This is a genomic window from Brevibacillus migulae (assembly GCF_004521915.1).
In the GTDB taxonomy this organism is placed as follows: Bacteria; Bacillota; Bacilli; order Brevibacillales; family Brevibacillaceae; genus Brevibacillus_F; species Brevibacillus_F migulae.
On record NZ_SDKD01000028.1, the window covers coordinates 1 to 12,922 of the forward strand.

The following is a 12,922-nucleotide window of genomic DNA, read 5'->3' on the forward strand; positions in this document are numbered from 1 at the left end:
CTCCTCTTGTTAGGTGTGTCTAACAATTGGGGTGCAGTTCACACGAGAGGCGACCTTTTCGTATCGTTAATAGCCAACTTCCACCGAGGCGATCACCACATAGGCCAGATCATTGACATCGTCCTTCTCGGCAAGCACGACACCGCTGGATGTCAGCATCCCGCCGTCTACCACCTCAAACGATACCTGACCATAAGGCAGCTCCGCTTTCACAACCTCAAGATCGAGCTTGTCCTTGTCTGCCGGCACGGCAAGTCTGACATTCACCTTCATCTGATGCAGGTCATTCCCTGGCAGCACGGAACGCAATCCCGGCATGGAATTATGATGGATCGCATTTTGTACGGCTCTGACTGCCGCCTTGGTCACGTTTTGACCATGCAGATCGATGCCCATGCCAATTTCAATAAACATTACCTTTTCCATGATCGACTACACTCCATTCCTATCTTTTCCGCTGGCTCGTCTTAAGTGTACCACGTTTTGTACAGCCAAGCCTTGCCCAACCATTTCGGCTTCCCGCACTTCCTTACCGAAAAAGCTCATAAGGGATGGCCTGCCGTACTCTTCCCTGATGTCCCGTGGTGGTGTTTGCTTTGCACAGAGAGTTCCAGATCGCTTCCTCCACTGCCTCTGCCGTCATCTCAAACAGGCGGGTAAGCCTATCTCCGTCGTCCGCCAGATACTCATGCGACTCTGTCAAGGCCGTCGGATAGTGGGCATACCGATGCGCCGTCGAAAACGCGAGCACGATGTCTCCGCTGCCATGCGCGGCAAAGGAACCGGTCCGAGCCAAACCAAACGCGGCTCGCTTGGCAATCCGATCCAGCTGAGTCCGATTCACTGGTGCATCCGTGGCCAGCACGATCATGATCGAGCCATCTGGTCCCGGATCGCTCACCGGTGCGCCTGTGTCCCCGGCATGGTCTCCCCGTTCAACATCCGCGCTGCCTCTGGTCCCCTTAGGCAAAAGCATATCCGCTTGTTTCCCGAAATTGCTGACCACAAGTGCGCCGATGGTAAATGCGCGGGAGCCAAATGACGCGACGCGGGAGCTGGTGCCGATCCCGCCTTTGTAACCGAAGCAGGACATTCCTGTTCCTGCGCCGACGCCGCCTTCGTCCACGAGTCCACTCCGGGCGGATTCGATCGCCGCAATCGCGTCTTCCGGACGTACATGAAGACCGCGTATGTCGTTCAAATAACCGTCGTTGCATTCGCCGACTATCACATTCACCGTTCCCGTCGTATCGCCAATGTCCGGATTGTGACGAAGCATGTGACGGATCGTCCCCTCCGCCACCGCAGGCACCGATAACGTATTCGTCAGCATGATCGGGCTCTCCACCAACCCGAGCTCCTGCAGCTGGACGGTTCCTGTTGTTTTGCCGAAGCCATTGATGACGTGACAGGTGCCAAGTACCTTTTCGCGAAACAGATTGCCTGCGTGCGGCAGGATCGCTGTCACGCCTGTACGGATGCAGGTATGCTCAGACAAATCCTGCTGGATCGTCCGATGACCGACCCGCACGCCTGCTACGTCGGTAATGCTGTTCCATGGACCGGCTTCATATTGTCCGAGCTTGATGCCCAGCTCACGCAGCCTCACTCTCGGTTGCACTCATTTTCCTCCTCTGCATGTTTACTATTTCGCTTCTTCAACTTTATACCAATCGGTTTTCCCTAACAAGGATACTAGCTGTTCTCCGTCCTCCTGTCTGTACGTATCAAAGTCAAATTCCGGTGTTTTGTGGAATGGCTTGATATAAAATTCGGCTTCAGTCGTTGCAGCATACATGATATATTTCGTTCCGGTCACTTTCTCCTTCGTCCCATAGTTAAACTGAAAAAGAGACAGAGATTCAAGATTCCCTTCAAAATCGCTTTTGACCCCTTGATGAATCCAATTCACGATTCTCGATAAATCGGGCTCCTCCACATACATCGCCATTAGTTCTGGTTGGGCTTTCGATGTACCTTCACGATAAAGCTGTACATGTACTTCCTTGAGTTCTTCCAAGGGAAACATCGTTTGCAAACGTTGATCGTTCGTCTGGGGATCACTGCCAGTTGAACAACCGACAAGTACCATCAATAAGGAGACTACCGACATCAAAATGAAAACTCTATATCGAAAAATAAGCATCGCTTCCTCCAATCTGCATGCCTATCAATCGTTCAACACGGCTATGTCGAGTCGACGAAGGCGTTCCTGATCTGCAATCATATTGATCGAAATGCAAGCGGCTCTTTTCGCATCGTATGCGACAGGGCCGCTTGCTTTTTGCTGAGCCCTTTCCTCCTGACTGCCAAATTTACAGAAACATCAATCATCCATAACTTTCCGTTCACAATTGGTTGATACGATTGTCCACATATTAATAAAGATCTCATCGATGTGGAAGGGGATTTTCAGATGATGGATAAAAAATGGCTCATCGCCGTGACGGCGTCGTTCATGTTTGCTTCAGCTGCAGGTACAAGCTCTGCAGCGATCAATCCTTCAAGTAACAATTATGTGGATCGGGACGAGCTTCGGGGCACCGTAACCATTACGCCGAAGCCCGCTCTGACCGGAAAGTATGTGTTAGATGCGCCTGACTTGGCAGCTGACATCAAAATGGGGATCGGTTCGTCTTTGACACACTTGCCGAGCGATCCGGCCCATGTCTTTTATACGACGGCGGACCGCGGGCCGAATGGGGAAATCGAGGTCAACGGAAAAGTCGTTCGTACGTTTCCCATCCCAGATTATACGCCATCCATCTATAAAATCGAGATCAAGCATGGGAACATTCAAATTCTGGATCAAATTCCTTTGAAGGTAAAAGGTAAAGACCCCGTTACAGGCAACGCACAGATTACCGGTCTGCCGAACATCAAAGGCCGTGACGAAGTGCCTTTTCATCCGCAGGGAACCAAAGAGCTGGCATATGATCCATACGGCTTGGACATTGAAGGCATCGCCTATAACGCCAAGGACGATACCTTCTGGCTCTCGGATGAATACGGCCCCTCGCTCGTCCATGTCAAACGCGATGGTACCATCATCGAACGGATCGTGCCAAAGGGCTGGGCAAAGCAAGTCTCTACGCCACTCGTGCCTGCAAGTGAGGTACTGCCCGCTGTCTACAATCAGCTTCGCCAAAATCGCGGCGCCGAGGCAGTAGGCATCACTCCTGATGGCAGCTATCTGTTCATGGCCATGCAAAGCCCGCTTCGCAATCCGGACAAATCTACCGACCATTCACGCCAGCTGCGAATCATCAAGATTGAGCTTTCAACACTGAAGCCGGTTGCCGAGTATGCTTATTTGGCCGAGGATGCCAAAGCATTTAAAAATTTGAAGCAATCCGATATCGTCATCTCCGACCTGATCGCCATCAATGAGCATACTTTGCTGATCGATGAACGAGATAAAGACGCTGGAGACAAAGCGCAAGTAAAACGCATCTACGCAGTTGATCTCTCCAAAGCGACAAATATTCTCGGCAAATACGATCTGGCCAAGCCTGCCGGAAAAACACTGGAGCAAATGACGCTGGCAGATTTGCGAGCCAACCACATTCTGCCGCCAGCAAAACGGACCATTCTGGATGCCACTTCCTTTCAGTTCCCGTACGAAAAAATTGAAGGAATATCACTCGTGAACGGCAACACGCTTCTGATCATCAACGATAACGATTTTGGTGTGGGGAGCAGCTTGAAGACGAATGGGACTGAACTGTGGACGTTCAAGCTGCCATTTGTGATCAAATGAAGAAGTGCACTTGATGCAGGCACGTATAGCCTGGTCAACCGTTGAGTCATCGTGTTAAACCGTTTTAGAAAGGAAAAGGCATCGGCAGTGATGGACTTTTAAAAAAGTCTGTGACTGCCGATACCTTTATACAACAATTTGTCGCCCCGGCCCCCCTCCTATTAAGGAGAAACGAGAATCTTGATATGGTCTTTCGTCTTGACCAATTCCTCAAATCCTCCCGCTGTGATCTCTTCTAACGGTATTTTTTTCGTAATCAATTTGTTTACTTCAAATCTTCCTTCCGCCATCAGCTGGATAACGGAAGGAAAAATGTCACGATAAGCGAGTACACCCTTCATCTGACGCTCTTTCAGCACAAATTGATTTGGCGGAATCGATGTTGAAGACTCCCATATGCTTACGATGACGATTTGTCCATCCGTTTTTGCGCTTTCAATGGCCCCGAGCATCCCTTTTTCAACGCCTGTGACTTCAAAGCAAACATCAGCGCCGCCCTCGGTCAGCTGATGAATGGCTGCGACCGCATTTTCCTTCGTCGGGTCTATGACCACATGTGCGCCGCATTCCCTCGCCATCTTTTGTCTTTGCGCAGAGACCTCTACCCCGATGATCAGGCTTGCTCCGGCCACTCTGGCGGCTTGGATGACCAACAGGCCGATGGGGCCCGTGCCGAAAACTACGCAGGTATCCCCCGCTTTCAACTGGCTTTGCCGCACTGCATGCAAGGCTACCGCCGTCGGTTCAACGGTTGCAGCCTGCTCAAAGCTCATGTCATCCGGTATCTTGTGCACCATGCCAGCTTTCACCATGGTCACTTCAGAAAACCCGCCGCCACCTCCGCTTAATCCATGAAAGCCTATCGAATCGCAAACATTGTACAGCCCTTTTTTGCAAGGAATACATGTTCCGCATGCCAAAATAGGCTCAACGGTTACGCGATCGCCAATCACAACGTTGGTAACACCTTCCCCGATTTCGATCACTTCCCCGGAGAATTCATGGCCTAAAATAACGGGAGCCCCTTGATTCGTCAGCGGATGTGGCTCCTTGGGAACAAAAATAGGGCCTGCCAGATACTCGTGCAGATCCGTTCCGCAAATGCCGCACCATGCCACACGGATTTTGACCATTCCCGGTTCAATCTGAGGTTCAGGTACTTCTTCCACCCGAACATCGCGAATTCCATGCCAGACAGCTGCTTTCATCTCATCTTCACCCCGCACTCAAACAATGTTGTCTCACCCGTGTATCGCTTGACCTGTTGCATTCAGCACCGCTTCCAACAACGCTTCCGATAGCGTCGGATGGGCCGCGATAAAATGTTCCATTGCGTCCGTCGTCATTTCCGCATGCAGCATCAAGGTTCCCTGACCGATCAACTCTGTTGCCCGAGGACCTACGATGGCAAGTCCGACAATCTCATTGAATTCCGGCTCGACGATGACCTTCACTTTGCCTTCCTGTTCGGAAAGAATCAAGGCTTTCCCGTTCGCCGAAAAAGGAAACTCACCAATTCGCACATCTCCGTACCGCTCTTTCGCCTGCTTTTCAGTCAGTCCCACACTGGCGATCTCCGGCGAAGTGTAGATACAGCGGGGAACAGCACGAACATTTACCTTTTTTTCGATGCCGCAAGCATTGAGGGCTGCTACCTCTCCCTCATGGAACGCAACATGGGCTAACTGAATGCCACCGATGACATCGCCGCAGGCATATAGATGGGAAACGCTTGTCTGCATATTTTCGTTCACATGGATGCCTTGCTTGGAATACTTCACACCGATCCGATCCAGTCCAAGATCTTTTACTCGTGGCTTGCGGCCAATCGACACCAATACCTTCTCCGTCCATATTTCTTCTACTCCGTCCTTCTTTTGCACCCGTGCTGTTTTTGTCCGCCTGTCCAGCCTTTCCAGCGCCGTCCCGGTGTGGATAGCCACGCCTGCTGCTTCCAGCTGCCGTTTTAAAACATCTGCAATATCCCGGTCTTCCCCCGGCAATATGTGCTCGGCCATCTCGACCATCGTCACCTTTGTCCCCAGCCTGCTATAGATGCTGGCAAACTCACAACCAATCACCCCGCCCCCTACAATCAGCAAGGAGGAAGGGATGCTGGTAAGCGACATCGCTTGTTTGCTATCAATGATCCATTCGCCATCAAAAGGGGCAAACGGCAGCTCGATCGGCTCGGAGCCAGTTGCGATGATAAATCGGTCAGCAGTGAACTGCTCATCTCCGTCTGCTTTTTCCACATGCAGGACCTGGTCGGTCAGAAAGGTGGCCTTGCCTGAGATGACGCGCACCTGGTTTTTCTTCATTAGGTAGCCGACACCCGCGACAAGCTTTTTCATCACCTTGTTTTTGTATTGCTGGACCGTTTGCCAGTTGACGGACACCCCGCTATCGGGCACGTCGATCCCAAAGACCGCCGCGTGCTTCACCTTTTCATACGTTTCCGCGCTCTCCAAAAGCGACTTGGTCGGGATGCATCCCTCATTGAGACACGTTCCGCCTAATTGCTGCTGCTCGATCAAAGTCACTTGCTGGCCTTTGCGGGCTGCTGTGATCGCAGCCACGTAGCCTGCTGGTCCTCCCCCAATAATCACCACTGTTCCCACGGGTCTCCTCCTTACAACAACAGACTGTACGGTTGTTCCAGATAATCCTTGATGCTTCCCAGGAATTGGGCTGCCGGAGCCCCATCCAGCACACGGTGGTCAAAGGTCAAGCTGAGCGGAAGCATGCTGCGCCGCTGCAATTCTTCTCCCCGATAGGCCGGAACCGCTTCAATCGCACCGACGCCTAAAATGCCGGTCTCCGGCGGGTTCAGCACAGGTGTGAAGTACTCGATTCCGTAGGCCCCGAGATTGCTGATCGTAAAGGTAGAGCCCTTCATCTCCTCGCTGCCCAGCTGGTTGCTGCGCGCACGCTCGCTAAGCGATTTCATTGCTTTCGACAGTTCAAGCAGGGAGAGCTTATCAGCGTGGGGAATCACCGGGACGATCAATCCCTTTTCCAGCGCGACAGCGATACCCAGGTGAACATGGCCATACGTCTCGATCCTTGCTTCCTGCGTATCGGTGAAATAAGCGCTGTTCATCCGTTTATGCTGCTTGAGCGAAAGGACGACAGCACGGGCGATAAAGTCGGTTACGGTGAGTTTTCCTTCCTGGCGTTTTTGGACTTCAGCCGCCACTTCCTTTTGCAGCGATAGAAGCTCTGTCACATCAGCCTTTGCGGTCATGGTGAGCTGAGCGCTTGTCTGCAAGCTCTCCAGCATCCGCGTGGCGATCACTTTGCGCATGCCTGTGACCGGAGTGCTTTCTGCCGCTACTTGAGCCGTGACTGTTTTTCCGGATTCGGGAGAGGGCGGAGCTGCTTCTGTTGGGGAAGAGGCTCTGGTTGCCAACGCCTTTTCGACATCCTCTTTCGTAATCCGGCCTTGTGGACCCGTCCCTACGAGGGAATCAATCGGAATCCCCGCTTCTTCCGCCATTTTTCGGGCAACCGGCGAAATTTTCGGGCTGTTGCCTTTATTGGCGACAGGTGCAGCAGAGACTTTCTCTTCCACTGCCGCTGTTGCTGCTGCTTCTTGATGTACGGCCGAGACAGCGGCAGACTGGGGAGCGGCGTCTATGTTTTCACCGGGCTGTCCGATATACCCGAGAACCGTTCCATAGGGCACCACTCCTCCTTCCGTGACCGTGATCGCGAGCAGCACTCCATCTGCCGGTGCTTCGACTTCCATCTCAATTTTTTCCGAGCTGATATCAACAACCCCGTCTCCCTTTGTGACGGGATCGCCAATCTTCTTTTTCCACGCGATTACCGTTCCTTCTACCATGGACATTCCCAATTTCGGCATAATGACTTCTGCTGCCATTTATTCAATTCCCCTCCTTCGTTCGTTGGCTGATCGGGCACCCCGCCGCGCATGTGGATGGAGTGCCCAGCTCTCTATCAGGAAACAGCCAGGATGGATGCGTCGCCAATGAGTTCGGAGACGACTTCAATGACTTTTTTCGGATTGGGCAAATACAGGTCTTCCAGCGGTGGCGAGAATGGCACAGGTGTATGCGGAGCCGTAATCCGTTTGATGGGCGCATCCAGCGTATCAAAGCCTTTGTCCGCCACAAGGGCCGCGATATCGGTCGCGATGCTGCAGCGGGGATTCGCTTCATCGATCACAATCAGCCGGTTGGTTTTCGCTACGGACGAAAGGATCGTCTCTTCATCCAGCGGCGAGAGACTGCGTGGGTCGACTACCTCGATTTCGATGCCTTTTTTCGCAAGCAGTTCGGCTGCTTGGAGCGCTGTGTGCACCTGTTTGCCGATGGCCACGATGGTCAAATCCTTGCCCGCTCGCTTGATGTCGGCCTTCCCGAGCGGAAGCGTATAATGACCTTCTGGCACTTCTCCTGTCATGTTGTAGAGTGTCTTGTCTTCAAAGAAAATGACGGGATCGTTGTCTGCGATCGCGGCGAGCAGCAAGCCTTTTGCGTCATACGGTGTGGATGGGACTACGACTTTGATCCCCGGAATGTGTGTAAACATGGCATATAGGCTTTGCGAATGCTGCGCTGCTGCGCGAAAACCAGCCCCGTGCATGGTGCGAATCGTAATCGGCACCTGTGCCTTGCCGCCAAACATGTAGCGGAATTTCGCCCCTTGATTCATCACTTGGTCAAGGCAGCTGCCGATGAAATCGTTGAACATCAGCTCAGCGATCGGCCGCAATCCCGTCGCCGCGGCTGCCATCGCTGCACCGACATAGCCGGCCTCCGTGATCGGTGTATCCAGTATGCGATCGCGCCCGAATTCCTGGACGAGCCCTTTGGTCACACCCAGCACGCCGCCCCATGCCTCATCGTCCTGCAGATGGTCAACCTGTGCGCCTCCCGCTACATCTTCGCCGAGCAAAATGACATTTTCATCCTGCCGCATCGCGATCTTCATCGCTTCATTGATCGCTTGTGAAAAACTGATTTTTCTCGTCATGCCTTCTCCCCCTTTCAATCAATAAGACACGTACACATCGCTCAACAATTCGCTTGCGTCCGGGAACGGACTCTGTTCCGCAAATTGGATGGCATTTTGAATCGACTGATCGACCGCTTCCTCCATTTGTGCCAGCTCCGGTTCGGAGAACAACTGTTGAGAGATGAGATACTCCCGGAAATTTTTGATCGCATCCTGCTCTTGGATATGCTTTTGTTTGTCCTGGTCCGTTTTGTACTTCTGCGCATCTCCCTCAAAATGGCCATAGTTGCGATAGGTAATGCATTCAATCAAGGTCGGGCCTTCACCGTTCCGTGCTCTCCTCACTGCCTCTTCCGCCACCCGATACACCTCCAGCACGTTCTTGCCGTCAACCGTAATACCGGGAATATTGTAACCGCTTGCACGATCGGCGATATTGGTGCAGCTGGAGGCATATGTGAATGGCGTCGCCTCTCCGTAGCCATTGTTTTCTGCTACGAAGATCACGGGCAGCTTCCAAATCGCTGCCAGGTTGATTCCCTCATGAAATGTCCCTTGATTGTTCGCGCCATCCCCAAAAAAGCAAACGCTGACGGCATCGGTCTTTTTCAGCTTGGCTGTCAGCGCAGAACCGCATGCCAGCGGGAAACCTCCGCCGACGATCCCGTTGGCTCCGAGCATGCCTTTATCCAGATCGGCAATGTGCATGGAGCCGCCCTTGCCTTTGCATAAGCCGGTTGCTTTGCCGTAAATCTCTGCCATCATCCCGTCCAGGTCACAGCCCTTGGCAATGCAGTGGCCGTGTCCGCGGTGGGTGCTTGTGATCGAGTCCTTCTTTTCCAGATGGGCCCCCACTCCAACCGCGATGGCTTCCTCCCCCGCATACAAATGGACGAATCCCGGCAGTTTTCCCTGGCTAAACAACAAGTGAACGGCATCTTCAAACTTGCGAATCTCCAGCATCTTCTGATACATCCATCTTGCCTTATCCTGAGACAGCACCTTTTCTTCTTTTGCGGTTGCTTTCATCGGCGATTCCTCCCATCATTTTTTTCTTGCCCCCAAGCCTTGCACCAACTCATCACACCATCCTCCTTTCTTTCCTGACAGAGAAATATAGCAAGTCATGTGCCAACGCGGGCAGCACCGCGGAATCGCGGAAACATCGGTATCAATAGCGCACATACAGGTAAGCCGGTAATACAAAATGAGATAATTTCCCAAATCGTCTCATTTTGTCTCAACGTGCTTTTTCGAAAACTTGGCATGGCCAAGCCTTAGTTGCACTTATGTAGATCAGAATTTTTATCAATTCCGATCTACGGACAAAACAAAGAGCCACTGGCGTCTATTCCAGTGGCTCTAGCTTTTTTAGCACGATACATTCATTGGATACCTCATACGATAATCAGCCAGCGTCTTTTCCATGCGCTCCAGGTTAAACGACGAATAATCCTGATACCCGGTAAGATCCCTGGCGATGCCAAGCTGCTGCTTGATCGACGCGACAAACGACTCGACGCTTCCTCCGCCCACAAGCTCTGAGAGACTTGCCATGCTTGCTGGCTCCACTCGTGGATAATCCGCCTGTGCCGATCCTTGTGCGGCGATGTCATAAAATTCTTTGACGAGCCTGCCTCTTTCCGCGCCGCTCCCCTCGATCAGCACGAATGCTTGAACGATCACTGCTCTCGTCTGCCTTCTCTGGGCAATCCCGCAGAATTTCTTCCCCTCTATGCTAACGTCAAACGTTCCGGGACAATAGGAGCCGTGGACTTCTCCCGTCTCAATCCTGCGGCTGCAGCTCCAGAGACTTTTGCGAATGAGCGCTGCCATCATTTCAAAATGGCGCTGTACGTCCAGACTGCCCTGGCGATTCGGCAGGATCAGGGAAAGGTTGACTACCCCTGGATTGAGCGGTACAGCCGCCCCTCCCGAGTTGCGGACCGCTACCGCGTATCCCTGTCCCCGCAGCCAGTTGATTGCCGCTTGGGCATTTGGCAGCTTATAGTCTCTTGCGCCCAGTACAAAAGCTCGTTGGTGCCTCCACATATGAACGATCGGTTCAAGCTGCTCTTCTCCTACCTGCTTCCCAATCACTTCGTCAAATGCAAAAGGAAACAGGATGTCCCCGCTCATGCAATGGGATGTGGTATCGATGAGGCCCAACCGTACAGGCAAGCTTACCCCGTCCATCTCTTCTCCTTTCTGCGCTGCCCTACAGGCGGTACTTTTGCAGTTTCCTGTAAAACGTACTTCTGGGAATGCCCAAAAGATTCGCTGCGGCGGAAGCGCTTCCATTCGTTTTCTGCAAAGCCTGAATAATGGATTGTTTCTCGATTTCCTCCCGATACGTCAGCCGATCAGCGTGAACCGTCCCGCGCTCTTTGAGCCGGCCATCCCTAGCTACAGTCGTAGAAGCACTGTCCCTTGAGCCGGAGTGCAACAGCTCTTGAAGCAGCATCGTTATTTCCTCGTCGTCCAAGATGCTGATGCGCTCCAACGTGTTGAACAGCTCTCTGATGTTTCCTGGCCAGTCATAGTCCATAAGCTGCTGCATGATGTGGGGAAGGATCGGCAAATCCAGGTCGTTTTTCAGGCAGTAATAGCGTATGAGAGGGGGAATATCTTCTTTTCGTTCGCGCAAAGGCGGCACATACAGCGGGAAAACGTGCAGCCGGTAATACAAGTCCTCGCGAAACTTGCCTTCCTTGACCAGCTGGGTAATATCCCGGTGTGTGGCGGTGATGATTCGGAGGTTGACAGCTATTTCGGAAGTGCCGCCGATCGGAGTCACTTTCCTCTCCTGCAGCACGCGCAGCAACGCAACCTGCATCTGATAGGGAATCTCTCCGATCTCATCGAGAAACAAGGTTCCTCCATTCGCTTGCTCCAGCTTTCCTTTATGACCGTGACGCCGCGAACCCGTAAATGCGCCGTCTGCGTAGCCAAACAGTTCGCTTTCGATCAGATCCTTGGGGATCGCTCCGCAATTCACTGCCACAAAAGGGCCCGCTTTATACGGACTGTTCTCATGGATGGCCCGTGCGACAAGCTCCTTTCCCGTGCCGCTCTCGCCTCGGATGAAAACGTTCACGCTGCTGCGGGAAATCCGTTCAATCTGCTGCAGAACTTGCTGGAAGGCTCCGCTTGTCCCCGCTTCTCCCTGGAACCGAACTGGCTCGGCCGTAAAGGGCATCCGCACCGGAGTTCGGACCGAAGCAGCAGGCTCTGTCAATTTCACGCCATATCCGATCAATCCCCCGTGCTGTTTCGAGTAGATAGGGATTCGCTTTTTTTCCGTATATCCATATTCGCCCAGCAAGCTCCGGTATTCGGATTTGCCGGACCATTGCGAAGTCTTTTGACGCACTGCCTTGTTGGCAAAAATGACTTGCTGCTTCTGGTTCAGGATCACAATCGGTTGATTGCTTTCCGCTAGCTCCCATGTACAGCGAATCAGCTCCAGCTCGTCTTGCTCACGCCTTCTGCCCCATTCCTGTTCAACGGTATAGGCGATTGAGGAGACGATCGCGAGCATATTCGGATGACTGCGCTCGACCGGACTGGAGATATCGAGAATCCCCACCAGTTGGCCGTCCTCATCATGGATCGGAGACGCCGAGCAGCTCCAGTTATGCGAAGCTACCGAGTAATGCTCTGTGCCGATAATCATGATGGGTTCCCTTGCATGGAGGGCAGTACCGATGGCATTCGTCCCTACCTCTTCCTCCGTCCAGCGAACCCCTTGTACAAAATTGATGTCCCTGGCATACTGCAAAATGGGTTTTTGCCCTTTCATGGAGAGCACGTATCCATCCGAATCAATCAGGATGGCGAGCATGCCGGTGTCTTCGATGAATTTGGTCAGCTTTTCGACATGGGGCAGGGTGATATCCAGCAATGGCTGATGCTTTCGCTTTTGGCGTTCAAAGGACTCCCCTTGCAGGATTTCCCGCCCGGTTCCCGTATAAGGATTGACAAACCGATTTTTGCAGCGAAACCAAGATTCCGATATCCGCTTATTGATGCGTGCAGAGTCGATTACACCGTCTTGTACAAAACGTTTCCATATTTTTGGAGAAAGCGTTTCGTTAAACAAGGAGCCACCCCCGTCACTTTTTCTCATGAATAAGGGAATATCTTTAGCTTACCGTTTTCTGTCCGGTTTCTCAATAT

11 protein-coding genes are annotated in these 12,922 nt (G+C 52.5%); 1 reads left to right on the forward strand and 10 read right to left on the reverse strand.

All coding sequences use genetic code 11. The annotated features are described in order from the left end of the window. Positions 1 to 66 precede the first annotated feature (66 nt). The 3 genes from EIZ37_RS22600 to EIZ37_RS22610 all read right to left on the reverse strand — a co-directional run bounded on the left by EIZ37_RS22600 (position 67) and on the right by EIZ37_RS22610 (position 2,146). Complete coding sequence (locus EIZ37_RS22600; RefSeq protein ID WP_134687031.1) at positions 67 to 426, reverse strand: Lin0512 family protein; 360 nt, start codon at positions 424 to 426, stop codon at positions 67 to 69. Between the two features lie 103 nt (positions 427 to 529). Further along, complete coding sequence (locus EIZ37_RS22605; protein ID WP_134687032.1) at positions 530 to 1,621, reverse strand: DmpA family aminopeptidase; 1,092 nt, start codon at positions 1,619 to 1,621, stop codon at positions 530 to 532. A 24-nt stretch (positions 1,622 to 1,645) separates the two neighbouring features. Continuing rightward, on the reverse strand, positions 1,646 to 2,146 hold the full coding sequence (locus EIZ37_RS22610; protein WP_134687033.1) for a hypothetical protein: 501 nt from the start codon (positions 2,144 to 2,146) through the stop codon (positions 1,646 to 1,648). A gap of 270 nt (positions 2,147 to 2,416) precedes the next feature. Here EIZ37_RS22610 and EIZ37_RS22615 point away from each other — a divergent pair, with 270 nt between their 5' ends. After that, positions 2,417 to 3,760 (forward strand): esterase-like activity of phytase family protein, encoded by a 1,344-nt coding sequence (locus EIZ37_RS22615; protein ID WP_235828170.1) that lies wholly within the window; start codon positions 2,417 to 2,419, stop codon positions 3,758 to 3,760. 161 nt (positions 3,761 to 3,921) lie between these two features. On the opposite strand, the gene EIZ37_RS22620 is transcribed toward EIZ37_RS22615, so the two are convergent. The 7 genes from EIZ37_RS22620 to EIZ37_RS22650 form a co-directional block, all read right to left on the reverse strand. After that, complete coding sequence (locus EIZ37_RS22620) at positions 3,922 to 4,968, reverse strand: 2,3-butanediol dehydrogenase (RefSeq protein WP_134687034.1); 1,047 nt, start codon at positions 4,966 to 4,968, stop codon at positions 3,922 to 3,924. 33 nt (positions 4,969 to 5,001) lie between these two features. Then, positions 5,002 to 6,381 (reverse strand): dihydrolipoyl dehydrogenase, encoded by a 1,380-nt coding sequence (lpdA, locus tag EIZ37_RS22625; RefSeq protein WP_134687035.1) that lies wholly within the window; start codon positions 6,379 to 6,381, stop codon positions 5,002 to 5,004. An 11-nt stretch (positions 6,382 to 6,392) separates the two neighbouring features. Next, complete coding sequence (locus EIZ37_RS22630; protein ID WP_134687036.1) at positions 6,393 to 7,646, reverse strand: dihydrolipoamide acetyltransferase family protein; 1,254 nt, start codon at positions 7,644 to 7,646, stop codon at positions 6,393 to 6,395. 77 nt (positions 7,647 to 7,723) lie between these two features. Next, complete coding sequence (locus EIZ37_RS22635; protein ID WP_134687037.1) at positions 7,724 to 8,761, reverse strand: alpha-ketoacid dehydrogenase subunit beta; 1,038 nt, start codon at positions 8,759 to 8,761, stop codon at positions 7,724 to 7,726. A gap of 18 nt (positions 8,762 to 8,779) precedes the next feature. Then, positions 8,780 to 9,772, reverse strand: coding sequence for a thiamine pyrophosphate-dependent dehydrogenase E1 component subunit alpha (locus EIZ37_RS22640; protein WP_134687038.1), 993 nt, complete (start codon positions 9,770 to 9,772; stop codon positions 8,780 to 8,782). A 342-nt stretch (positions 9,773 to 10,114) separates the two neighbouring features. After that, complete coding sequence (locus tag EIZ37_RS22645; RefSeq protein WP_134687039.1) at positions 10,115 to 10,939, reverse strand: lipoate--protein ligase family protein; 825 nt, start codon at positions 10,937 to 10,939, stop codon at positions 10,115 to 10,117. 22 nt (positions 10,940 to 10,961) lie between these two features. Continuing rightward, positions 10,962 to 12,845 carry a sigma-54-dependent Fis family transcriptional regulator gene (locus EIZ37_RS22650; protein WP_235828171.1) on the reverse strand — a complete coding sequence of 628 codons (1,884 nt, stop codon included), beginning with the start codon at positions 12,843 to 12,845 and terminating at the stop codon, positions 10,962 to 10,964. Positions 12,846 to 12,922: the final 77 nt, after the last annotated feature.

What these genes read in the sequence shown, in the direction of transcription:
- EIZ37_RS22635 (WP_134687037.1), bottom strand. Translation starts at nt 8,761, where the DNA reads ATGACGAGAAAAATCAGTTTTTCACAAGCGATCAATGAAGCGATGAAG.
- EIZ37_RS22640 (WP_134687038.1), bottom strand. Translation starts at nt 9,772, where the DNA reads ATGAAAGCAACCGCAAAAGAAGAAAAGGTGCTGTCTCAGGATAAGGCA.
- EIZ37_RS22615 (WP_235828170.1), top strand. Translation starts at nt 2,417, where the DNA reads ATGATGGATAAAAAATGGCTCATCGCCGTGACGGCGTCGTTCATGTTT.
- EIZ37_RS22645 (WP_134687039.1), bottom strand. Translation starts at nt 10,939, where the DNA reads ATGGACGGGGTAAGCTTGCCTGTACGGTTGGGCCTCATCGATACCACA.
- EIZ37_RS22620 (WP_134687034.1), bottom strand. Translation starts at nt 4,968, where the DNA reads ATGAAAGCAGCTGTCTGGCATGGAATTCGCGATGTTCGGGTGGAAGAA.
- EIZ37_RS22610 (WP_134687033.1), bottom strand. Translation starts at nt 2,146, where the DNA reads ATGCTTATTTTTCGATATAGAGTTTTCATTTTGATGTCGGTAGTCTCC.
- EIZ37_RS22600 (WP_134687031.1), bottom strand. Translation starts at nt 426, where the DNA reads ATGGAAAAGGTAATGTTTATTGAAATTGGCATGGGCATCGATCTGCAT.
- EIZ37_RS22630 (WP_134687036.1), bottom strand. Translation starts at nt 7,646, where the DNA reads ATGGCAGCAGAAGTCATTATGCCGAAATTGGGAATGTCCATGGTAGAA.